The 23,350-nt window shown below is 63.9% G+C and carries 13 protein-coding genes, 1 tRNA gene and 1 pseudogene; 8 read left to right on the top strand and 7 right to left on the bottom strand.

What is annotated here, in order from left to right; genetic code table 11:
* Positions 1 to 330: 330 nt before the first annotated feature.
* Complete coding sequence (locus tag FAZ69_RS18630) at positions 331 to 1,983, top strand: OFA family MFS transporter (protein WP_136896565.1); 1,653 nt, start codon at positions 331 to 333, stop codon at positions 1,981 to 1,983.
* Positions 1,984 to 2,137: 154 nt separating this feature from the next.
* A tRNA-Met gene (locus FAZ69_RS18625) sits at positions 2,138 to 2,214 on the top strand.
* A gap of 88 nt (positions 2,215 to 2,302) precedes the next feature.
* On the opposite strand, the gene FAZ69_RS34000 is transcribed toward FAZ69_RS18625, so the two are convergent.
* Positions 2,303 to 2,899, bottom strand: coding sequence for an aspartate/glutamate racemase family protein (locus FAZ69_RS34000; protein ID WP_240702326.1), 597 nt, complete (start codon positions 2,897 to 2,899; stop codon positions 2,303 to 2,305).
* Between FAZ69_RS34000 and dinB the strand changes: the two genes are divergently transcribed.
* The gene (gene dinB / locus FAZ69_RS18615) at positions 2,882 to 3,964 is read left to right on the top strand and encodes a DNA polymerase IV (RefSeq protein WP_439654778.1); all 1,083 of its coding nucleotides are present in this window, start codon (positions 2,882 to 2,884) and stop codon (positions 3,962 to 3,964) included. The genes FAZ69_RS34000 and dinB overlap by 18 nt on opposite strands.
* Before the next feature lie 220 nt (positions 3,965 to 4,184).
* Positions 4,185 to 5,498 (top strand): amidohydrolase family protein, encoded by a 1,314-nt coding sequence (locus tag FAZ69_RS18610; protein ID WP_136896564.1) that lies wholly within the window; start codon positions 4,185 to 4,187, stop codon positions 5,496 to 5,498.
* 139 nt (positions 5,499 to 5,637) lie between these two features.
* On the opposite strand, the gene FAZ69_RS18605 is transcribed toward FAZ69_RS18610, so the two are convergent.
* The 4 genes from FAZ69_RS18605 to fixL form a co-directional block, all read right to left on the bottom strand.
* A complete protein-coding gene (locus FAZ69_RS18605) occupies positions 5,638 to 7,743 on the bottom strand; it encodes a M3 family metallopeptidase (RefSeq protein ID WP_136896563.1) in 2,106 nt (701 codons plus the stop codon).
* A 168-nt stretch (positions 7,744 to 7,911) separates the two neighbouring features.
* Entirely contained in the window at positions 7,912 to 8,772 is an 861-nt protein-coding gene (folD, locus tag FAZ69_RS18600; RefSeq protein ID WP_136896562.1) for a bifunctional methylenetetrahydrofolate dehydrogenase/methenyltetrahydrofolate cyclohydrolase FolD, read from the bottom strand.
* A 123-nt stretch (positions 8,773 to 8,895) separates the two neighbouring features.
* Positions 8,896 to 9,540: an oxygen response regulator transcription factor FixJ gene (gene fixJ / locus FAZ69_RS18595; RefSeq protein ID WP_136896561.1), complete on the bottom strand. Its 645-nt coding sequence runs from the start codon at positions 9,538 to 9,540 to the stop codon at positions 8,896 to 8,898.
* Positions 9,537 to 12,050 carry an oxygen sensor histidine kinase FixL gene (gene fixL, locus FAZ69_RS18590; RefSeq protein WP_136896560.1) on the bottom strand — a complete coding sequence of 838 codons (2,514 nt, stop codon included), beginning with the start codon at positions 12,048 to 12,050 and terminating at the stop codon, positions 9,537 to 9,539. Before fixL ends, fixJ begins: the two co-directional genes overlap by 4 nt.
* Before the next feature lie 273 nt (positions 12,051 to 12,323).
* Between fixL and aceE the strand changes: the two genes are divergently transcribed.
* The 3 genes from aceE to lpdA all read left to right on the top strand — a co-directional run bounded on the left by aceE (position 12,324) and on the right by lpdA (position 18,845).
* Complete coding sequence (gene aceE / locus FAZ69_RS18585) at positions 12,324 to 15,029, top strand: pyruvate dehydrogenase (acetyl-transferring), homodimeric type (protein WP_136896559.1); 2,706 nt, start codon at positions 12,324 to 12,326, stop codon at positions 15,027 to 15,029.
* An 81-nt stretch (positions 15,030 to 15,110) separates the two neighbouring features.
* The gene (gene aceF, locus FAZ69_RS18580; protein WP_136896558.1) at positions 15,111 to 16,781 is read left to right on the top strand and encodes a dihydrolipoyllysine-residue acetyltransferase; all 1,671 of its coding nucleotides are present in this window, start codon (positions 15,111 to 15,113) and stop codon (positions 16,779 to 16,781) included.
* A 303-nt stretch (positions 16,782 to 17,084) separates the two neighbouring features.
* Entirely contained in the window at positions 17,085 to 18,845 is a 1,761-nt protein-coding gene (gene lpdA, locus FAZ69_RS18575) for a dihydrolipoyl dehydrogenase (protein WP_136896557.1), read from the top strand.
* Between the two features lie 306 nt (positions 18,846 to 19,151).
* Here the strand turns inward: lpdA and FAZ69_RS18570 are convergent, their stop codons facing one another.
* Positions 19,152 to 19,727 carry a phasin family protein gene (locus tag FAZ69_RS18570; protein WP_136896556.1) on the bottom strand — a complete coding sequence of 192 codons (576 nt, stop codon included), beginning with the start codon at positions 19,725 to 19,727 and terminating at the stop codon, positions 19,152 to 19,154.
* 751 nt (positions 19,728 to 20,478) lie between these two features.
* Here FAZ69_RS18570 and pbpG point away from each other — a divergent pair.
* On the top strand, positions 20,479 to 21,660 hold the full coding sequence (gene pbpG, locus FAZ69_RS18565) for a D-alanyl-D-alanine endopeptidase (protein ID WP_136896555.1): 1,182 nt from the start codon (positions 20,479 to 20,481) through the stop codon (positions 21,658 to 21,660).
* 324 nt (positions 21,661 to 21,984) lie between these two features.
* Here pbpG and FAZ69_RS18560 read toward each other — a convergent pair.
* A pseudogene (locus tag FAZ69_RS18560) lies at positions 21,985 to 22,810 on the bottom strand (IS110 family RNA-guided transposase).
* Between the last annotated feature and the right edge of the window lie 540 nt (positions 22,811 to 23,350).

Here is a 23,350-nt window from a genome sequence, read left to right as displayed (position 1 = left end):
GGCGGTGGTTCGCGCCGCGGCGGGAGAACGCCGCCAATGGTACCCCCGTATGCGAGGGGCCTGGTTCCGGTCTGGCGAAATCCGCCAGCGGGCATGTGGCTTGCGCACGGCAATATGCAGTGGCGATACCTATTGAAATCGACTAAAGCAAAAGCTAGCGTTGCCAGACTGACTGGTATGCTAATCTCCATATGAAGTTGAATTTCATATATCCGCTTCGAGCAGAGAGCGGTATTGGCGGATTTGGCGGCCACCCTGGCAACAACACTAGAGAGCTGCACGAGCGGCCCGAAGAACACTTCCACACAACGGATCGATTGCGGAGAATTTATGGACCATACCCAACTAGGCCGGGGCGCGGCGCCCGCGGGCGTGCCGGGCGGCGTGCTCTCGCGGGAACGCACGGTTGCCGGCGCGCATTACAACCGGTGGCTCGCGCCGCCGGCCGCGCTGGCCATTCACCTGTGCATCGGCATGTCGTACGGCTTCTCGGTGTTCTGGCTGCCGATGACCAAGCTGGTTCCGAATGCCGATGCCGCGGCCTGCTCGGCGCAGGGCTTCAGCGCCGAGCTGTTTTCGGCGAGCTGCAATTGGTCCGTGCTCGCCGTCACGCACATCTTCGAAATCTTCATCGCGATGCTCGGCATTTCGGCCGCCATCTGGGGGCGCTGGCTCGAGCATGCGGGGCCGCGCAAGGCGGGCTTCGTCGCCGCATGCTGCTGGGGCGGCGGCCTGATCCTGATGGGCTTTGGGGTGTCGATTCATCAGCTCTGGCTGATGTATGTAGCCGCGTTCGTCGGCGGCATAGGGCAGGGGATCGGCTACATCACACCGGTCTCCACGCTGATCAAATGGTTTCCCGACCGGCGCGGCATGGCGACCGGCTTCGCGATCATGGGATACGGCGGCGGCGCGATGGTCGGCGCGCCGCTCGCGGTGTGGCTGATGGGGCATTTCGGACACGACGGCATCGCCGGCGTGAGCCAGACGCTCGTCGCGATGGGCGTGATCTACTTCATCGCCATGACAGCCGGCGCATTCGGTTTTCGCGTGGCGCCGAGCGGCTGGTATCCGCGCGGCTGGACGCCGCCCGCCAACGACAGCGCGAAGGGCATGATCACGCGGCAGAACGTCCATTTGAACAAGGCGTGGAGAACCCCGCAGTTCTGGCTGATCTGGGGCGTGCTGTGCCTGAACGTGACGGCAGGCATTGCCGTGATCGCGATGGCGAGCCCGATGCTGCAAGAAGTGTTCGGGCCGAAGCTGCTCGGGCTCGAGGCGGGCACCGCGATGAGCGCTGCACAAAAGGCCGCACTGGTGGCGTCGGCGGCGGGGCTCGTCGGGCTCATCAGCCTGTTCAACTCGCTTGGACGGATCTTCTGGGCGTCGCTCTCCGACAAGATCGGCCGCAAGACGATGTACTTCACGATCTTCGTGCTTGGCATCGCGCTCTACGGCTTGCTGCCGACGTGGGGGCATTTGTTGCAGCCGGCCCTGTTCGTGGCTTCGATCTGCATCATCATGAGCATGTACGGCGGCGGTTTCTCGACCGTGCCCGCGTATCTCGCCGACATCTTCGGTCCGCAAATGGTGGGGGCCATTCATGGGCGGCTGATCACTGCGTGGTCGGTGGCCGGCGTGGTCGGGCCTACGCTGATCGCCGGCATTCGGCAGTTCCAGATCGATCACGGCGTCGCGCACAACCTCATCTACGACGTTACGCTCTACATCATGGCTGTGTTGCTGGCCGTTGGTTTCCTGTGCAACTTGTTCGTCAAGCCGGTCGACAAGAAGTACTGGATGACTGAGGAGGAGCTCGCACACGAACGCGCATTGCTGCATGAGGACCGCACGAGCGGCAACGCGGAGACGGCGGCGCGCGGCAAGTTCGGCGTTGGCAGCGTGCTGGCCTGGCTCGCGGTCGGCATTCCCTTCGCCACGGGCTTGTATATCGCCATTCAAAAGGCCGTGGCGTTGTTCTGACGATTGGTAGTGGCGTGCAAAGAGCGAAGCGATCGATGCGGCATGCGATCGCTTCGTTCGATGCTCGTGTGAAGGGGATCGAAGGGGCGATGAAAATTATCGAAGCTTTTGTTTGACGTGACGCAGGCAAGTCCGTACAATTCGCTTCCTCTGACGCGGGGTGGAGCAGTCTGGCAGCTCGTCGGGCTCATAACCCGAAGGTCGTAGGTTCAAATCCTACCCCCGCAACCAAGCCTTCAGCACAAAGCCCGCCTTGAGCGGGCTTTGTGCTTTCTGGGCGGTGGCCTTCTTCGGTCTCGTTACCGCAGATGGTTCTTGCTCAATCGTGCGCAGCCCATTCGACCGCCGCCTGCGCATGCAGCGATGTGGTATCGAACACCGGCAGCGATGCCTCCTCCGGCTTGATGAGAAGGGTGATTTCCGTGCAGCCGGGAATCACGGCTTGAGCGCCGCGCGCGGCGAGATCGTCGATCATGCGCTGGTAGGTTGCACGGGACTCCTCTCTGACGATGCCGTGGCACAGCTCGTCGTAGATGATGCGATGCACGTCGTCGCGGCCCGCTTCGTCCGGCACCAGCGTGTCGAGGAGGTACTGCTCCCGTAGCCGGCCCGTGTAGAACGTCTGCTCCATGGTATAGCGCGTGCCGAGCAGGCCGACGCGCTCCACGCCTGCGTCGCGCAACGCGCGCCCGGTAGGATCGGCGATAGCATAAGGGGCGCGGCAGTGTTTGCCGCGATACACATGGCGGTCGTTTCGCCGGTGCGGACGCGCTTGCGCGCACGGGCCGCCCGGCTTGAAATCACCACTGTATTTTTGTACAGTGGTGCCACTTTGAACCCGCTCGATCCGCACTCCATCCCGTCCGCGCTGCCGCCTTCCGGCGCGAAGGACGCGTTCGTGCGCAAGATCATCCATTGCGATTGCGACTGCTTCTACGCGTCGGTGGAGATGCGCGACGATCCGTCGTTGCGCGGCCGGCCGCTCGCGGTCGGCGGGCGGCCCGAGGCGCGCGGCGTCATCGCGACCTGCAACTACGAGGCGCGGCGCTACGGCGTGCATTCGGCGATGTCGTCGGCGCTCGCGATGCGCAAGTGTCCCGAGCTGCTGATCCTGCGGCCTGCGATGGAAAAGTATCGGATCGCCTCGCGGCAGATCATGGCGATCTATCGCGACTACACGCCCGATGTCGAGCCGCTGTCACTCGACGAGGCCTATCTCGACGTGACCGGTTCCGAGCGCTGCAAGGGCAGCGCGACGCTGATGGCCTCGGAGATTCGCGAGCGGGTGCGCGAGACGGTTGGCGTGACCGTGTCGGCGGGCATCGCGCCGAACAAGTTCGTCGCCAAGATCGCTTCCGACTGGAACAAGCCCGATGGGCTCTTCGTCGTGCGTCCGCATGAAGTCGACGCTTTCGTTGCGGCGCTGCCGGTGCGCAAGATCCACGGCGTCGGCAAGGTGACGGCGGCGAAGCTCGAAAAACTCGGCATCACGACGTGTCTCGAGCTGCGCGCATGGGCGCTCGTCGATTTGCATCGTCACTTCGGCGCGTTCGGTCAGCGGCTCCACGAGCTCGCGCGCGGCATCGACCATCGCGCGGTGCAGGCCGACCAGGAGCGCAAGTCGGTGAGCGTCGAGACGACCTATGTGACGGACTTGAAGACGTTCGACGAATGCGCGGCGGAAATCCGGCGCCTGACCGAAGAGCTCGACGAGCGGATCGTCCGCGCGGGCGTCGCGTCGGCCGTGCGCAAGCTGTACGTGAAGATCCGCTTTGCGGATTTCCAGCGCACGACGGTCGAATGCGTCGGCGACGCGACTCACGTGCCGACCTTGCTCGCGCTGCTCGAAAAGGGCTTGGCGCGGCGCAATCAGCCGGTGCGGCTGCTGGGCGTCGGCGTGCGTATCGAAGAGGACGATCCCGCGCGGCATGGGCAGTTCGAGTTGTTCGAGGATGGACCACAGCCGATTTCGGATCGATAGAATCGAACCCGAACCCGAACCCGAACCCGAACCCGAACCCGAACCCGAACCCGAACCCGAACCCGAACCCGAACCCGAACCCGAACCCGAACCCGAACTCACGAGCGACAGCTTTGCATGGGACCGAAGTAAGGCTCTGCATGGGGCCGGAGTAAGTGCTGAAGCACCAACTCCGACCGACACGCTAAAGCGCTAACTCCGGTCGACAAAGGAGCCTTTGATGGACCTGATCATTCGCCGCGCCGTACTCACGACACATCAATCGCATCGCGACGAGCCGGTCGATATCGGCATCGACGGCGAGCGCATCGTCGCGGTCGAGCCGCGCCTTGCGGCCGCCGCGCGCGAGGAAATCGACGCGGCCGGCCTGCTGGTCGCGCCGCCGTTCGTCGATGCCCACTTCCACATGGACGCGACGCTGTCCTACGGATTGCCGCGCGTGAACGCGTCGGGCACGCTGCTCGAAGGCATCGCGCTCTGGGGCGAGCTCAAGCCGCATCTCACGCAGGAAGCGCTCGTCGAACGCGCGCTGCAGTACTGCGACTGGGCCGTTGCGCGCGGGCTGCTCGCGATCCGCTCGCATGTCGATGTCTGCGATGCGCGCCTGCTTGCCGTCGAGGCGCTCCTCGAGGTGAAGCGGCGCGTGGCGCCCTATCTTGACCTGCAACTGGTCGCGTTCCCGCAAGACGGCCTGCTGCGCAGCGCGGGCGCGCGCCCCGGAGGAAGTCCCCTTGGGGGATTCGATAACCTGAAGCGCGCGATCGACATGGGTGTCGACGTCGTCGGCGGCATCCCGCACTTCGAGAGGACGATGGCGGATGGCGCGGAGTCCGTGCGGATCTTGTGCGAATTCGCGGCGGAGAAGGGCCTTTACGTCGACATGCATTGCGACGAGTCAGACGATCCCATGTCGCGCCACATCGAAACGCTCGTCGCGCAAACGCACCGGCTCGGGATGCAGGGACGCGTCGCCGGCTCGCACCTCACGTCGATGCATTCGATGGACAACTACTACGTGAGCAAGCTGCTGCCGCTGATGCGTGAGGCGGGCGTCGCGGCGATTGCGAATCCGCTCATCAACATCACGCTGCAGGGCCGCTCGGATACCTATCCGAAGCGGCGCGGCATGACGCGTGTGCCGGAGATGCTGGCGGCGGGCATCAACGTCGCCTTCGGGCACGATTGCGTGATGGACCCGTGGTACAGCCTCGGCTCGGGCGACATGCTCGAGGTCGCGCATATGGGGCTGCACGTCGCGCAGATGACGGGCGTCGACGCGATGCGCGCGTCGTTCGACGCCGTGACGGTCAACGCCGCGAAGATCCTCGGTCTCGAAGGGTATGGGATTGCGCCTGGCTGCCATGCCGACTGCGTGGTGCTCGATGCGCGCGATCCGATCGAGGCGATCCGCTTGCGCGCGGCGCGTCTGGCAGTGGTGAGGCGCGGCAAGGTGATCGCGCGTTCGCCCGCGGCGCGCGCTTCGCTGTCGCTCGAAGGCCGGCCCGCGGAGGTCGACTTCAAGCTGTATCGCTGAGCGGCGGGCCGCGACGCGAATCGGTGGAAATCAGCAAAAAGAAAACCGGCGACTGCACGTGGCGTGCGGTCGCCGGTTCATTCTCGCTTCGAAAAAATGCGCGGCGCGCAACCCGTCAACGTGAACAGGCCGCGCGCGTTCAGTGCGCCGTCGTGGCCGACATCCCGCTGTGACGCAGCAGCGCATCGATCTGCGGCTCGCGTCCGCGGAACGCCTTGAACGATTCCATCGCGGGCCGGCTGCCGCCCACTTCGAGAATCTCGTGGCGGTAGCGCGTGCCGGTCGCCGCATCGAGCACGCTTCCGTTTGCCGCCTTGGCGGCTTCTTCGAACGCGGCGTACGCGTCGGCGGACAGCACTTCCGCCCACTTGTAGCTGTAATAGCCCGCCGCATAGCCGCCCGCGAAGATATGGCTGAACGTGTTCGGCCAGCGCGAGAACGACGCCTGCGGAATGACGTGGAAGCGCGCGTTGATCTCGCGCGCGAGATCGTTCGCGCTCTTCTGCGCGGCCGGATCGAAATCGACGTGCAGGATCATGTCGAACATCGAGAACACGATCTGCCGTAGCGTGCCGAGGCCGCTCTGGAAGTTCTTCGCGGCAAGCATCTTGTCGAAGAGCGCGCGCGGCAGCGTCGCGCCGGTCTCGACATGCGAGGACATGTCGGTCAGCACGTCCCACTCCCAGCAAAAGTTCTCCATGAACTGCGACGGCAATTCGACTGCATCCCATTCGACGCCGTTGATGCCCGAAACGCCGAGTTCATCGACGCGCGTGAGCATGTGATGCAGGCCGTGGCCGAACTCGTGGAAGAGCGTGATGACTTCGTCGTGCGTGAAGCAGGCGGGCTTGCCGCCGACGGGCGCGGAGAAGTTGCAGGTCAGGTAGGCGACCGGCGTCTGCACGCCGCCCTGGGTGCGCTTGTGGCGCGAGCGGGCGTCGTCCATCCACGCGCCGCCGCGCTTGCCTTCGCGCGCGTACAGGTCGAGATAGAACTGCGCGACGAGGGAGCCGTCCTTGTTCTCGACACGGAAGAAGCGCACGTCGGGATGCCACGTGGCAGCTTCGTCGCGGCGGATGCCGACGCCGAAGAGCGTCTCCGTGACCTTGAACAGGCCCTTGAGCACGGCGTCTTCGGGGAAGTATTGCTTGACCTCGTTCTCGGAGAACGAATAGCGCTTCTGGCGCAGGCGCTCGCCGGCGAACGCGACATCCCACGGCTGCATCTCGGCCATGCCGAACTCCGCGGCCGCGAACTCGCGCAGCTCCTTCCAGTCCTGCTCACCGTACGGGCGCGCGCGCGTGGCAAGGTCTTCGAGGAATGCGACGACCTGCGCCGGCGATTCGGCCATCTTCGGCGCGAGCGAGACTTCGCCGAAGTTCCGGTAGCCGAGCATCTGCGCTTCTTCGCGGCGCAGCTTCAACTGCTCGGCGAGATTCGCGGTGTTGTCCCAGTCGGCATTGCCGTTGCCGTAGAGCGCGCCCAGCTCCGAGGCGCGCGTCACGTAAGCGCGGTACATCGCCTCGCGCATCGCGCGATTCTCTGCGTACTGCATCACCGGGAAGTAGGACGGGAAGTGCAGCGTGAATTTCCAGCCTGCCTTGCCGTCGCGCTGCGCAGCCTCGCGCGCGGCTTCGACGACGTCGTCGGGCAGGCCGGCGAGCTCGGCTTCGGTGGTTGCGATGTAGGCGTAGGCGTTGGTCGCGTCGAGCACGTGATCGGAGAACGCCTTGGAGAGGGCGGCCTGCTGCTCCTGCAATTCGGCGAAGCGCGGCTTCTGGTCTTCCGGCAGCTCGGCGCCCGAGAGGCGGAAATCGCGCAGCGCGTTTTCGAGGATCTTCTTGCGCTCGGCGGTGAGCGTCGCGAACTCGGCGCTCGCGGCGATCGCCTTGTATTTCTCGTAGAGCGCGAGATTCTGCCCGACGCTCGACCAGAACTCGGTCACGCGCTGCAGGTTCTCGCCGTACGCGGCGCGCAGCTCGGGCGTATCGGCGACCGCGTTCAGGTGGCCCGTGATGCCCCACGCGCGCGACAGCGGCTCGGTCGCCTGCTCGACCGGCTCGACGATATCGGCCCAGCTCGCGGGCGTATCCGGCGCGCTCGCGCGGTCGACCGCAGCCTGCGCGGCGGCGAGCAGCACATCGAGCGCGGGCGTCACATGCGCGGGCCGGATCTCGCCGAAGCGCGGCAGGTCGGAGAAATCGAGGAGGGGATTGTCTTGCTGCGGGAGGGTGTTGGATGACATGGAGCTTCCTGTCTGGCTGGATGACGAGGGCGCCGCGCGCCCGACATCGTCATTATTGGGGCAGGGCGGGCCAATTCCAATCGATACTTTCTACCGCGCCGATTATCGGGCCGTATGACACGGCCCGATAAGCCGGCCGAACGGCATAGGCCCGGCTCCCGCGAGCGCTTACGCGGAGAGGCCCGCCGCGCGCTCCGCCGCCTCGATCGTGTTCACGAGCAGCATCGTGATCGTCATCGGACCGACGCCGCCCGGCACCGGCGTAATGAAGCCCGAGACTTCCTTCACGCCCGCGAAGTCGACATCGCCGCAGAGCTTGCCGGCTTCGTCGCGATTCATGCCGACGTCGATCACGGCCGCGCCCGGCTTCACCATCTCGGCGGTGACGATATTGCGCAGGCCCGTCGCGGCGACGACCACATCGGCGTTGCGCGTGTGCGCGGCGATGTCGCGCGTCTTGCTGTGGCAGATCGTGACCGTTGCGCCCGCTTCGAGCAGCAGGAGCGCCATCGGCTTGCCGACGATGTTCGAGCGGCCGATCACGACGGCGTTCGCACCCTTCAGGTCGATGCCGTACGCCTCGAACATCTTCATCACGCCGTACGGCGTGCAGGGGCGAAAGAGTGGCTTGCCGGTCAAGAGCGCGCCCGCGTTGGCGACGTGAAAACCGTCGACGTCCTTTTCCGGCGCGATCGCCTCGATCACCTCGTGGCTGTCGATGTGTTTCGGCAGCGGCAGCTGCACGAGGATGCCGTGGATCTTCGGATCGCGGTTCAGCTCGTCGATGCGCGCCAGCAGGTCGGCTTCGGAAAGCGTCGCCGGATAGCGGTCGTAGGACGAGAAGATGCCGTTGTCCTCGCACGCCTTCACCTTGTTGCGCACATAGACTTCGCTGGCCGGATTGTCGCCGACCAGCACGACGGCGAGGCCCGGTTGATGGCCGCGCGCGGCAAGCGCGGCGGCGCGCGTCGCGACTTCGGCGCGGAGGGTCTTGGAGAGGGCGTTGCCGTCGATCAGTTGGGCTGTCATGGTGGTGTAGCGAATAGAAAAAACAGAAATGCGATGCGGAGGCGGAAATGCAATTGCGCCCGGAAAGGGAGCGGCAGTCCCCCCGGGCGCGAGCGCAACGTGCAATCGGTCTTGCTGCGGGTCTTACTGCGCTTGCTGCGGCTTGTTCGACAGCGCGAGCCGCAACAGGTCGGCGACCGTGTTGACGTTGAGCTTTTCCATGATGTTCGCGCGATGCGCCTCGACGGTCTTGATGCTGATGCCGAGATCGTCCGCGATCTGCTTGTTCAGGCGCCCCGCGATGATCCGCTCGAGCACCTGATGCTCGCGCGCAGTCAGCTTGCCCAGGCGCTCGGCGGCGGCGCGCTGCTGCGCGACGCTGCTGCTCTCGCTGCGGGCCTTGTCGAGCATCCGCTCGACAAGCTTGCGCAATTCGGCCTCGTCGAACGGTTTTTCGATAAAGTCCATCGCGCCTTTTTTCATCGTCGACACGGCCATCGGCACGTCGCCGTGGCCCGTCACGAAGATGATCGGCAGCGTCGCGTTTTCCGCGATCAGGCGCTCCTGCAACTCGAGGCCGCTCATGCCGGACATCCGCACGTCGAGGATCAGGCAGGCGATCTGGGCGGCTTGCTGCGCGGGCTGGTAGGCGTCGAGGAACTGTTCGGCGCTCGAAAAGCACTGCACCCGATAGCCGTTTGCCTCCAAGAGCCAGCGCAGCGAATCGCGCACGGCCTCGTCATCGTCGACGACAAAGACAGTTTCTTGAGTGGTGACTGGGCTATTCATAGCTCTCCCGTAACGGTTTGTGTTCTCGGCGCCTCGGACCCGCCGTTGCTCAGGTCGCGAGGCTCGCCAATGGGAAGACTGCAGTGGAACGTGGCGCCCGTGATGTGGCCGTCAGCCTCGACGTTGTTGACCACCCACAGACGGCCGCGGTGCGACTCGATGATGGAACGGCAGATGTTCAGCCCCATGCCCATGCCGTCGGACTTGGTGCTGTAGAACGGCTCGAAGAGGCGCTCGGTGGCGGCTTCGTCGACGCCTGGGCCCTGGTCGACGACGCTGATGCAGACGAAGCCGGCATCGATCCGCACCACGACGCGGATCACCGGATCGACCGCGTTCGGGCGCGCCTCGTGCATCGCCTCGGCGGCATTCTTGAGCAGGTTGACGAGCACCTGTTCGATCAGTACCGGGTCGACGTAGATGACGGGCAGGCGCGAGCGCATCTCGGTAATGATGCGGATCTTACGTTTGCGAGCTTCGATCTCGGCGAGGCCGACCGCATCGGCGACGATGTCGGCGACGCGCGCGGCCTGGCGCTTGGGCTCGCTGCGCTTCACGAACTCGCGGATGCGCTTGATGATCATGCCCGCGCGCACGGCCTGCTGCGCGGTCTTTTCGAGCACGGGCAGCAGGTTGTCGGAGTTCGAGCGGCCCGACTTCACGAGCGCGACCGTGCCCGAGCAATAGTTGTTGATCGCGGCGAGCGGCTGGTTCAGCTCGTGCGCGAGCGACGACGCCATCTCGCCCATCGTCATCAGGCGGCTCGTGAATTGGAGCTTCTCTTCCTGCTGGCGCGCGAGCTCCTGCGCCTGCTTGCGCGAGGTGATGTCGGTCGCGATCTGCATCTGCGCGAGGTGGCCGTCGACCCATTGGATGTACTGTCGGCGCACTTCGAACCACTTCTGGATGCCGTGGATGTAGACCTCGCGCGCGTCGGCGGTGCTCTCGGTGAGCGCGGCGGCGGGCAGGCCCGCGTAGGCATCGACCATGTCGATCGAATCGGACGACGCCTGCGCCGTGTCGAAGCTGCCGCCCGCGAGTTCGAGGTGCCCGTCGGGTCGGATGCCGAACAAGTGGCGGTAGTAGCGGTTCGCGAACAGCAGCTCGGCTTCGTCGGCGGCGAGCACTGAAACAGCCGCGTCGAGGCTTTCGAGCACGGTCGTGAAGCGCTCGTGCGCGGCGGCGAGCTCTTCGCGCGCGCGCTTCGGCTCGGTGATGTCGGTCATCGACGACATCCAGCCGGTCTGGCGGCCGGAGCTGTCGATGAGCGGCGAGACGTAGAGACGTGCGTGAAAGAGCGAACCGTCCTTGCGCCGCACGCGCAGCTCGAACCCCGACGACGGTGCCTTGCCGCGCAGCGTCATGTCGAGCTGGCGCTGCATCTCCGGATACGAATCGCGCGGCCAGTAAGGGAAGGGCGCGGTCTTGCCGACGAGATCGCTCTCGTCCCAGCCCGTCATGCGGCAGAACGCCGGGTTCACGTGAGTGATGCGGCCGTGCATGTCGAGCACGCGCATGCCGATCAGCACGGAGTTCTCCATCGCGCGCCGGAAGAACGCCTCGGCGTAGAGCGCCTGCTGCGCTTCGAAGCGCTGACGTGTGTGCTTCCAGAGGCTCCACAGGCTCCACAGCACGAAGCACGACAGCCCGGCGACGAGCCAGACGAGCGTGTTGTTCGTGAAGTTGGTGATCTGCGGGAACGAGTAGACGCGCACCGTCACTCCGTGGCCGGGCGGGTCGAGCGGCAGGTCGTAGTAGACGTCGCGCGGCAGGCGCGGGCGCGTCGAGGTGGTGGCGAGCTCGCGGTTGTTGGCGTCTGTGATCGAGATCTTGTACTTCGCCGATAGCTCGGGCGGGATGTCGTGCTTCAGGATCCCTTCGATCGAGAACACCGCGGCGACCGTGCCGAGAAACTCGCGGTCGCGGTAGACCGGCGTCTGCAGCGTCAGATAGCCGTTGCCGAGATCGTCGTAGATGAGCGGCGAGTAGACCTGGCGGCGCGTGCTCCTCGCTTCGTTGAAGGCCGCCTTGACGGCTTCCTCCATCTGCGCGTCGTTGGGGCGCGCGAGGCGCTGTCCGAGCATCGGCAGCGGATTGTTCGGCCAGCGCGCCACGTCCTCGTTGGTGTACCAGTTCAGGTAGAGGATCTCCGGATGGCCCTGCATGATGTCGGTCGTCGACACCAGGAACGAATGGGGATCGGCGTGGCCCGCGGCGAGGTCGCGCGAGAGCGCCTGGAGCTGCTCCTGTGCGCCCGTCATCGACAGGCGGATCTGCTGCTGGGCCCAGGCGACGTTGCGGTATAAGGTGTCTTCCTGCTGCTGCTGCTCGCGCCGGTTGAGGCTCCAGAGAATCAGGCTCATGACGACCAGGAACACCAGGATCGACAGGAGCGGCGTGAGCAAATAGGAGTTCGACCACCATGGTCCGTGGTGCCAGCGGGACGGCGAGGCGTCCGCCCGGGAGCGGGACGGCCGCGCCGAGCGAGAGAAAAGCCGTTCGGTCAACATGGCTCGCATTGTAGCGCAGCGTGTCATGCGCAAATGGCGTAAAAGGACGGCGAACCGGGGCTAATCTCGATAATTTGGCCCGCATAACCGCGATTTTGGCGCTCATTCGATGTGCAGCGCAGCAATATTTCGTATTATGGGAATCGATCTCGTAATTTGAAAATTTTGTTGCGCTGGCGGTGTTCGGCTCATTACAATCGCGCAAAAGCTGCCGCGGCCGGTCCCGGCCCGCGTCGTGTGTTCGAAGTGAATTCTCTAAATCAGGAGACGAGAATGTCCGCTGTACCCGACGAAGTGATGAAATATGTCGCCGCCGACAAAGACGACGATCCCCAGGAGACGGGCGAGTGGCTTGAAGCCCTCGATGGCGTGATTTCTGCTGTCGGGCCCGACCGCGCGCACTACCTGATCGAGAAGCAAATCGAATTCGCCCGCGTGCACGGCGAACACCTCCCGTTCTCGGCCAACACCCCCTACATCAATACGATCCCGGTCGCGAGCCAGGCCCGCATCCCCGGCGACCAGGACATCGAACACCGCATCCGCTCCTACACGCGCTGGAACGCCATCGCGATGGTGGTGCGCGCGGGCAAGCATACGAACGTCGGCGGCCACATCTCGTCGTTCGCGTCGGCGGCCACGCTCTACGACGTCGGCTTCAATCACTTCTGGCACGCGCCGTCCGAGGACAAGAACGGGCACGGCGGCGACCTCGTGTTCGTGCAGGGCCACTCGTCGCCGGGCGTCTACTCGCGCGCGTTCCTGCTCGGCCGCCTGACCGAGAAGCAGCTCGACAACTTCCGCCAGGAAGTGGGCGGCGAGGGCATTTCGTCGTATCCGCACCCGTGGCTGATGCCGGACTTCTGGCAGTTCCCGACCGTGTCGATGGGTCTCGGCCCGATCATGGCGATCTATCAGGCGCGCTTCATGAAGTACCTGCAGGCGCGCGGCATCGCGAAGACGGAAGGCCGCAAGGTCTGGGCGTTCCTCGGCGACGGCGAAACGGACGAGCCGGAATCGCTCGGCGCGATCGGCATGGCCGGCCGCGAGCGCCTGGAAAACCTCGTGTTCGTCATCAACTGCAACCTGCAGCGCCTCGACGGCCCGGTGCGCGGCAACGGCAAGATCATCCAGGAGCTCGAAAGCGAGTTCCGTGGCGCCGGCTGGAACGTGATCAAGGTGATCTGGGGCAGCCGCTGGGATGCGCTCTTCGCCCGCGACAAATCGGGCGTGCTGATGCGCCGGATGATGGAAGTCGTCGACGGCGAATACCAGACCTACAAGTCGGAGTCGGGCGCGTACGTGCGCGAGCACTTCTTCAACTCGCCGGAGCTGAAGGCGCTCGTCGCCGACTGGTCCGACGACGACATCTGGGACCTGAACCGCGGCGGCCATGATCCGCACAAGATCTACGCGGCGTTCAAGGCGGCGACCGAGGCCAAGGGCCAGCCGACCGTGATCCTCGCGAAGACGATCAAGGGCTACGGCATGGGCGAATCCGGCCAGGCGATGAACATCACTCACCAGCAGAAGAAGCTGCCGGTCGAGCAGTTGAAGAAATTCCGCGACCAGTTCCGCTTGCCGATCTCCGACGAAGCCATCGTCGACGTGCCGTACGTCAAGTTCGAGGAAGGCTCGAAGGAACTCGAATACATGCGCGCCCGCCGCCAGGAGCTGGGCGGCTATCTGCCGGCGCGCCGCGAGAAGGCGGAATCGCTGCCGGTGCCGGGCCTGGATGCGTTCGAGCCGCTCTTGAAGGGCACGGGCGAAGGCCGCGAGATCTCGACGACGATGGCGTTCGTGCGGATCCTCAACATCCTCCTGAAGGACAAGGCGCTCGGCAAGCGCGTCGTGCCGATCGTGCCGGACGAGTCGCGTACGTTCGGCATGGAAGGCCTCTTCCGTCAGATCGGCATCTGGAATCAGGACGGCCAGAAGTACGTGCCGGAAGATTCCGACCAGCTGATGTTCTACAGAGAATCGGAAACCGGCCAGATTCTGCAGGAAGGGATCAATGAAGCCGGCGGCATGTGCGATTGGATCGCAGCCGCGACGTCGTATTCGACGCACGGCGAGATCATGATTCCGTTCTACATCTTCTACTCGATGTTCGGCTTCCAGCGCATCGGCGACCTGGCGTGGGCCGCGGGCGACATGCGCTCGCGCGGCTTCCTGCTGGGCGGCACCGCGGGCCGCACGACGCTCAACGGCGAAGGCCTGCAGCACGAAGACGGCCACTCGCTGCTGTGGGCGGCATCGGTGCCGAACTGCGTGAGCTACGACCCGACGTTCGGCTACGAACTTGCTGTGATCATGCAAGACGGCCTGCGCCGCATGGTGCAGGAGCAGGAGGACGTGTATTACTACGTCACGGTGATGAACGAGAACTACGAGCACCCGGCGATCCCGCAGGGCGAGCACGTGGCGGCCGACATCATCAAGGGCATGTACTCGTTCAAGAAGGCCGACGCCGACGCCAAGGCGCCGCGCGTGCAGCTGATGGGCGCGGGCACGATCTTCAACGAAGTGATCGCCGCCGCCGACCTGCTGAAGAACGACTGGGGCGTCGCCGCCGATCTCTGGAGCGTGCCGAGCTTCACCGAGCTCGCGCGCGAAGGCCAGGCGGTCGATCGCTGGAACCTGCTGCATCCGGCCGAGCCGCGCAAGCAATCGCACGTCGAGAAGCTGCTGAAGGATGCGAAGGGCCCCGTGATCGCGTCGACCGACTACGTGCGCGCGCTCGCGGACCAGATCCGCGCCCACGTGCCGCAACGCTTCGTCGTGCTCGGCACCGACGGCTTCGGCCGCTCGGATACGCGTGAGCGGCTGCGTCACTTCTTCGAGGTCGACCGTTACTGGGTCACGGTCGCTGCACTGAACGCGCTCGCGGACGAAGGCACGATCGATCGCAAGATCGTCGCCGACGCGATTGCGAAGTACAACCTCGATCCCGCCAAACCCAACCCGATGACCGTCTAAGGCATCGTCCGCGTGATGCCGGCATGCGCGCTTTCCTTCGATGAAGCGGAGGCGCGCGTGCGGCCCAGGAGACACTAACAAATGAGTCAAGCGATCGAAGTCAAAGTACCCGACATCGGCGATTACAAGGACATCCCTGTTATCGAGGTGCTGGTGAAGGCGGGTGATACCGTCGAAAAAGAGCAGTCCCTCGTCACGCTGGAATCCGACAAGGCGACGATGGACGTGCCGAGCCCGGCCGCCGGCACGGTCAAGGAAGTCAAGGTGAAGCAGGGCGATCCGGTGTCGGAAGGCACGCTGATCATCCTGCTGGAAGGCGGCGCCGCGGTGGAAGCTGCGAAGCCTGCTGCTGCGCAAGCCAATGGCGCGGCGGCTGCGCCGAGCGCACCGGCGCCGGCTTCCGCTCCCGCGCCGGCCGCTGCGGCGAGCGGTGGCGGCGTGCAGGAAGTGAAGGTTCCGGATATCGGCGACTACAAGGATGTGCCCGTCATCGAGATCGCGGTGAAGGTCGGCGATCGCGTCGAGAAGGAGCAGTCGCTCGTCACGCTCGAATCCGACAAGGCCACGATGGACGTGCCGAGCCCGGCCTCGGGTGTCGTCAAAGAGATCAAGGTGAAGGTGGGCGATGCGGTGTCCGAAGGCACCGTGATCGTGCTGCTCGCAGCCGAAGGCGCGAGCGCTGCCGCAGCGCCGGCTCCGGCTCCGGCCAAGCACGTCGAGCATCCGATGGACGAGCCGCAGCCGGCCGCCGCGCCGCAGCGCGCAGCCGCACCGGCGTCCGCGCTGGCGCAGGCGCCGGTCATCCCGCCGGGCGTCGGCGGCGAGCGCAAGCCGAGCCATGCGTCGCCGTCCGTGCGCAAGTTCGCGCGCGAGCTGGGCGTCGATGTTTCGCTGGTGCAAGGCACGGGTCCGAAGGGCCGCATCACGCAAGAGGACGTCACCGCGTTCGTGAAGGGCGTGATGACGGGCCAGCGCGCGCCGGCTGCCGCGGCAGCGGCTCCAGCTGCGGGCGGCGGCGAGCTGAACCTGCTGCCGTGGCCGAAGGTCGACTTCACGAAGTTCGGTCCCGTCGAGCCGAAGCCGCTTTCGCGCATCAAGAAGATTTCCGGCGCGAACCTGCATCGCAACTGGGTGATGATCCCGCACGTCACGAACAACGACGAAGCGGACATCACCGAGCTCGAAGCGCTGCGCGTGCAGCTCAACAAGGAAAACGAGAAGGCGGGCGTGAAGATCACGATGCTCGCGTTCGTCATCAAGGCTGTGGTGTCGGCGCTCAAGAAGTTCCCGACCTTCAACGCGAGCCTCGACGGCGACAACCTCGTCTTCAAGCAGTACTACCACGTCGGCTTTGCGGCCGATACGCCGAATGGTCTCGTTGTGCCCGTGATCCGCGATGCGGACAAGAAGGGCTTGATCGAGATCGCCAAGGAAATGACCGAGCTTTCCAAGCTCGCGCGCGACGGCAAGCTCAAGCCGGATCAGATGCAAGGCGGCTGCTTCTCGATTTCGTCGCTCGGCGGCATTGGCGGCACGCATTTCACGCCGATCATCAATGCGCCGGAGGTGGCGATTCTCGGGTTGTCGCGTAGCGCGATGAAGCCGGTGTGGGATGGGAAGCAGTTCGTGCCCAAGCTCACGTTGCCGATGTCGCTGTCGTATGACCATCGCGTTATCGACGGGGCTGAAGCTGCGCGCTTCAATGCGTATCTGGGCGGGCTGCTTGCCGATTTCCGGCGAGTGATTCTTTGATATTAGTGCCGTCGCGGGGGCGTGGGTTTCTTGGGTTTCGGTGATCCACGTCCGTCGTGGAACCTGATTTCACGTCGGTCCGCAAGCTTTGCCCCTGTGCGGGGCAGCACCTACTTTTCTTTGCCCACCAAGTGGACTTCCTTCGGGGCGTCTTCCAAAGAAAAGTAGGCAAAAGCAAGGCGCGTCCTTCGGCGGACGGCAAAGGGGGTTCTGCCTTTGTCGTCGCCAGCTTTGTGGTCCTGGGTTCCATGGTTTTTGCGCGGCGCTTCTAGTCAACGCGGTCAATAAGAGAAGGGGACGTTAATGAGTCTCGTCGAAGTGAAGGTGCCGGACATCGGCGATTTCAAGGATGTCGATGTCATCGAAGTCAACATCAAGCCCGGTGACGTCATCGAGAAGGAGCAGTCGCTCCTCACCCTCGAGTCGGACAAGGCGTCGATGGAAGTGCCGAGCGATACCGCCGGCACCGTCAAGGAAGTCAAGATCAAAGTCGGCGACAAGGTCTCTCAGGGCACCGTCGTCGCCATCGTCGAAGCCGGCGCAGCCGCTGCGCCCGCGAAGCCCGCTGCCGCGCCCGCCGCAGCAGCGCCTGCGCCGGCGGCTCCCGAGCCGGCCGCGCCAGCGCCTCAAGCCGGCAGCTTCGGCGGCTCGGCCGATATCGAATGCGACGTGCTCGTGCTCGGCGCAGGCCCCGGCGGCTACGCGGCTGCGTTCCGCTCCGCCGATCTCGGTATGAAGACGGTGCTCGTCGAGCGCTATTCGACGCTCGGCGGCGTCTGCTTGAACGTCGGTTGCATTCCGTCGAAGGCGTTGCTGCATACAGCACTCCTCATGGATGAGGTCAAGGGTTTGGCTGCACACGGCATCACGTTCGGCGAGCCGAAGGTCGATCTCGATAAGCTGCGCGCCTTCAAGGCCGGCGTCGTCAAGAAGCTGACCGGCGGTCTCGCCGGCATGGCGAAGGCGCGCAAGGTCGAGGTGGTGACGGGCGTGGGCTCGTTCCTCGATCCGCATCACATGGAAGTGCAGGGCGAGGGCGGCAAGAAGGTCGTCAAGTTCAAGCAGGCGATCATTGCGGCCGGCTCGCAAGCGGTGAAGCTGCCGTTCATTCCCGAAGATCCGCGTGTCGTCGATTCGACGGGCGCGCTCGAACTGCGCCAGATTCCGCAGCGCATGCTCGTGATCGGCGGCGGCATCATCGGCCTCGAAATGGCGACGGTCTATGCGACGCTCGGCGCGCAGATCGACGTCGTCGAAATGCTCGACGGCCTGATGCTGGGCGCGGACCGCGATCTCGTGAAGGTGTGGCAGAAGTACAGCGGCAAGCACTTCGCCAACATCATGCTCAAGACCAAGACCACCGCGGCCGAGGCGAAGCCGGACGGCATCTACGTGTCGTTCGAGGGCGAGAAGGCGCCGGCCGAGCCGCAGCGCTACGACCTCGTGCTGGTGGCCGTGGGCCGCAGCCCGAACGGCAAGAAGATCGGCGCCGAGAAGGCAGGCGTGGCCGTGACCGACCGCGGCTTCATCGAAGTCGACAAGCAGATGCGCACGAACGTGCCGCATATCTTCGCGATCGGCGATATCGTCGGTCAGCCGATGCTCGCGCACAAGGCCGTGCATGAAGCGCACGTCGCCGCGGAAGCCGCGCATGGCGAGAAGGCGTACTTCGATGCGATGCAGATTCCGTCGGTGGCCTACACCGATCCGGAAGTCGCCTGGGCCGGCAAGACCGAGGAGCAGTGCAAGGCCGAAGGCATCAAGTACGGCAAGGCGGTGTTCCCGTGGGCGGCGTCGGGCCGCGCGATCGCCAATGGTCGCGATGAGGGCTTCACGAAGCTGATCTTCGACGAGGAGACGCATCGCGTGATCGGCGGCGGCATTGTCGGCCTGAATGCGGGCGACCTGATCAGCGAAGTGTGCCTCGCGATCGAGATGGGTGCGGACGCAACCGATATCGGCAAGACGATTCACCCGCACCCGACGCTCGGCGAATCGATCGGGATGGCGGCGGAGTTGTACGAAGGCGTCTGCATCGACTTGCCGCCGCAGAGAAAGAAGTAAGCCACGGCATCCGCAGCTGGCTGGATAGCGGAACGAAAACGGCGCGCCCAGGGATGGGCGCGCCGTTTCGTTTTCGGCACGGGCGATCCGAGTGCAATTGCGATCGCAATGCGATGAACAGAAACCGCCAGGCGAAAAAAATCCCGGCTCACAGGCCGGGATAACGATACGCTGCTTGCCGTATCGGGGCTCTGGGCGACCCCGCCGCGCTATCGGCGCTGGCTGAACCGCACTGTTGCTTACGATACTGGGCAGGAACGCTTGCGGCGCGTGCCGCAGGCGTTCACTTGCAACTCGTTGGCAGATTTAAGCAGCCGGCTTCTTCGCAGCGCGCGAAGCTTGCGAAGCGGCTTGCTGAGCAGCCTTCGTCGCAGCCGTGGCGGCGGCGTTGAAGTTGCTTTCGGCGATTTCGACGGCTTGCTTCGTTGCCTTGTGAACCGTTTCGTACGTGGTGTTGGCGGCGGTGATGGCCGACTTCATCACGGCGACAGCGGTTTCCGAACCGGCCGGTGCGTTCTTCGCGACGTTCTCGACGAGCGCCTGGACCTTGCGGTTCTGCTCTTCGTATTGCGCTTCGGCAACGCGTGCGAACTCGGCTTGCGTGGCCGAGGCGATTTCATACAGGTGACGGCCATACGCCAGGACCTTTTCAGCCACCGGTTGCGACAGGCTGGCTTGCAGCGCGAGCAGTTCTTGCGCGTCTTTCACCGACAGCGCGCGTTGTGCATTTTCCTGGCTTTCCGCGAGCGTCGATTTCACGACTTGCAGGTTCAGTTCAACCAGCTTCTCAACGCCTTCGAACGCCTTGTTCGTGAGGCCGAAGAGGGCTTCGAGGTTGGCTTTCTGTGCCGCGGCAAATTGCTCAGGGGTCAGCAGAGTCATGTTTACGCTCCTGGAATTCGATCCGTCTAGCGCGGACCGATGGGTTAACAGCCAAACAAAAGGGGGGGAACCACTGGCGGCGCCGATGCATTGTGCGTCGCAACAATGGTTCCCATTTTAGGATGGCATGCACAAATGTCAAGCATATTTTGTGCGACGCACAATGCCGAGAAATTATCGAGAAAACAATACGTTATCCCTATGCGGAATGGGTTGTTTCACGCGTTTGACATCGATGCTGCCCTGCGATGGAGCAGCTTTGGCGGATGAAGATCCGATTGTGGCGGGCGAATTTGGGGCGTAAACCGAAGATTGACATTGAACGTTAAGAAAACATCCCGGTCGAAAGCGCGCGTCCTAGGAATCGCAACAGGCGCTTGATCTTTGGCACGGGATGCCGTTCGGCGGACTTCGCAATCCAGCAGTTCGTTGTACCATCGGCGCGATCCGTGTTTTCCCCCGCTCAAGTTCGTGTTGGCATTGCCGATATGCTGATTAGTCATATCGGTGAGGCGCAGCCGATGTCGGTTACGTACCGAAACAGGTCAGGATAGGCCTGCGCCGGTACCGGCAGGTGCTGGTGCACCCGGGCGATGGATTTTTTCGATTGCTTATGCGGTACTTATTGGTTTTTTACAATCGGTTCTAATAAGTCGGTTTAAGGACACTCGATAAGTGCTTAATATTGCTTATTTTTTGTAGCTTTACTACACTGGCGAGAAAACTCTCGCCTGCTTTATTCAGAACACCAATGAAAACCGAAATGTTTTCGTCGATCAAAGTGATGCAAGGCGTGGCGCTCAGCACCGCGATGTCGGTCGCCACGTCGATGCTCATGGCCGCGGCGCTCGCCGCGCCGGTCAATGCCCTGGCCGCATCCGCCGAGTCTGCGGACGCCGCGACGGCCGCGCCGTCGAAACCGGCCAAGTTGCACAAGAAGAAGGTCTCCGCGGAAACCACGCGAAAATCGTCGAAAGTCGCGAAAACGGCGTCGGCTCAGGACGATCAGACGCCAGCCCGAGTCGAATCGAAACGCAAGCGCGTGTCGTACATGATCAACGCGCACGGTCACCGCACGGCGGTGCACAAAGTGGCGTTTGCGCCGCGTCCGCCGTCGGCAGGGCAAGTGTTCGGCCTGCACGACACGCCTGACGCCCTCGCGTTGCGCTCCAGCGTTGCCTACGTGGTTGACCAGAACACGGGTGAATCCCTGTTCGACAAGAACTCCCAAGCCGTCGTGCCGATCGCGTCGATCACGAAGTTGATGACCGCGATGGTTGTGCTGGATTCGAAGCTGCCGCTGACCGATCAGGTCGAAGTCACGGACGAAGACCGCGACTATGAGAAGAATACTGGCTCGCGTCTGTCGGTCGGCTCGGCGCTTTCGCGCGAGGATATGCTGCATATCGCCTTGATGGCGTCGGAAAACCGCGCTGCCGCGGCGTTGTCGCGCTATTACCCGGGGGGGCGTCCGGCCTTCCTGCAAGCGATGAACGCAAAGGCCAAGCAGCTCGGCATGAACGACACGCACTTCGAGAACCCGACCGGCTTGACGAGCCAGAACGTGTCGAGCGCACGTGATCTCGTGAAGATGGTCAACGCGGCGTATCAATATCCGCTGATCCGCAAGTTCTCGACCGACGAGAGCTATGACGTCTTCACCGGCAAGCGCACGCTTGCCTACCGAAGCACGAATGCGCTGGTGCGCAATCCGACTTGGGATATCGGTCTGCAAAAGACCGGCTTCATTAACGAAGCGGGGGAGTGTCTCGTGATGCAGGCCACGATCGATAACCGGCCGGTCGTCATGGTGCTGCTCGATTCGTCAGGCAAGTACTCGCGGTTTGCTGACGCGACGCGCGTGCGGAAGTGGCTCGATAACGGTGGTGCCGACCGTATCACCAGCGCGGATGCTGGTGGCAGCGGCACCTGATTCGAGCGCGTCTCCAATGAACAAAGCCCCGCATTTGCGGGGCTTTGTTTTGTGCGCCCAGCATGGGCGCACTTATATGGACGCCTCCCGGTTTGCCAGGTGACATTCGTGTGCTGCGGACAGGATCAGGCTGCAGACTTATATCCGGCCTACGGTGCGGACAGAGGTCCGCTGGCCCTGATGGAATTCGCTGGGGAAGGCCTCATCTCCTGAGAGTCCTCGAAGGACCGGCGCCCATCCAGGCTTGCTTCCCCACGGTCGGACCTGTTTTGCCATCACACGTACATCAACCTGCGCAACCTATCGGCGATCCATCTCCTTGAGTCAGTTGAACCTCTGCGCGGCTCGTGCCACATAGCCGGAGTCGTACACGCGATAGTGGGCAAGCAGTGCCCAAATCGTGCGCGCGATTTTGTTGGCCAGTGCCACCACCGCTACGTTGAACGGTCGTCGCGCCAGCAGTCGTTGCAGGGTTTCGCTCAAATGTCGGCTGCACGTGAGAACGGAGCGCGCGCCGTGAATCAGCAAGGTGCGCATATAAACATCGCCGTGCTTGCTGATGCCTAGCAGCTTCACCCGCCCGCCCGTGCCGCTCTGTCGCGGCACCAGGCCGAGGTATGCGGCAAACTCCCGTGCCGAGCGGAACATGCGGACATCGCCGATTGTGGCCACGGCCGCCGTCGCGCTAAGCAGGCCGACGCCGGGAATGCCCATGAGGCGCTTAGCGGCTTCATTCTCTCGTTGCCAAGCTCGTGCGCACCTTGACCAGCTGCTCACGCACACGGTGAAGCGTCAGCACGCTTTGCTGCGCCTCGCTCTTGAGCGCGACGAACCGCATTTCGGGGCGTTGCGCAGCTTCCCAGATCGCTTGTGCATCGGCAGCGTCGGTCTTATTGCGCTTCACGAAAGGTCTGACGAAGTGGGCCGCGATTAGCCGAACTTCGTGTCCCAGGTTCGCCAGCTCTCGAGCCCAGTAGTGCGCACTGCCGCAGGCTTCCATGGCGATAACCGCCGGAACACGATTGGCGAAGAACGCCACTAGTTGATCCCGCTTCACCTGTCGCCGACCGACCTCACCCGTTTCCATATCAACCCAATGAATCTGGAACACTCGCTTTGCCAAGTCCACGCCGAATGTCATAGTCTTCATTTCGAGCCCTCCTTACCCTTGGTGGTCATGTTGACGCCACCACTTTGGCACTCTGATGCCGTCGGGTACAGCGAGGGCTCCGCTTTTCCTACGGCCTCTCTGGCCCGACTCGGGAGGGAGGCGTCCATACCATCTCCTGCGGGTGCAAGTCCCGCCATAAGCGGGTCATGGCGAATGAAGCGAAGCGCAACTGCATGAGGGCGACCGGGTGTGGGGAGGAAGCGTGGAGCGTAAATCGCGAGCCGATGGACAAGAACCGTATAGAAGGCGCTGCCGAGCAGGGCGAGCGGGCAACGAACCACGAAGCTCTCGTGACCAGGGCGAAGCGGCGTAAATGCGGCGGCTGTGCGATGAAGGAGTGCGTTCTTACCTGGGGAGATCTCGCCTCGTGCCTGAAAGGGCGACGGCGCTGAGCCGGAGCGAGAAGTCAGCAGAGGCCGTAGTAGCAGCCGGTTGGTGGCGAAGGGCCGAACGAGTAGGAGGGCCGAAGGCCGTGTCGCTTGGACGTGCAGTGCATCAGAAGGCCGCGCAGGCGGCGCG

This window comes from Trinickia terrae (assembly GCF_005144415.1).
Classification (GTDB): Bacteria; Pseudomonadota; Gammaproteobacteria; order Burkholderiales; family Burkholderiaceae; genus Trinickia_A; species Trinickia_A terrae.
The sequence above is the reverse complement of the archived record's forward strand: the minus strand, read 5'-3'. Positions and strand labels throughout refer to the sequence as shown.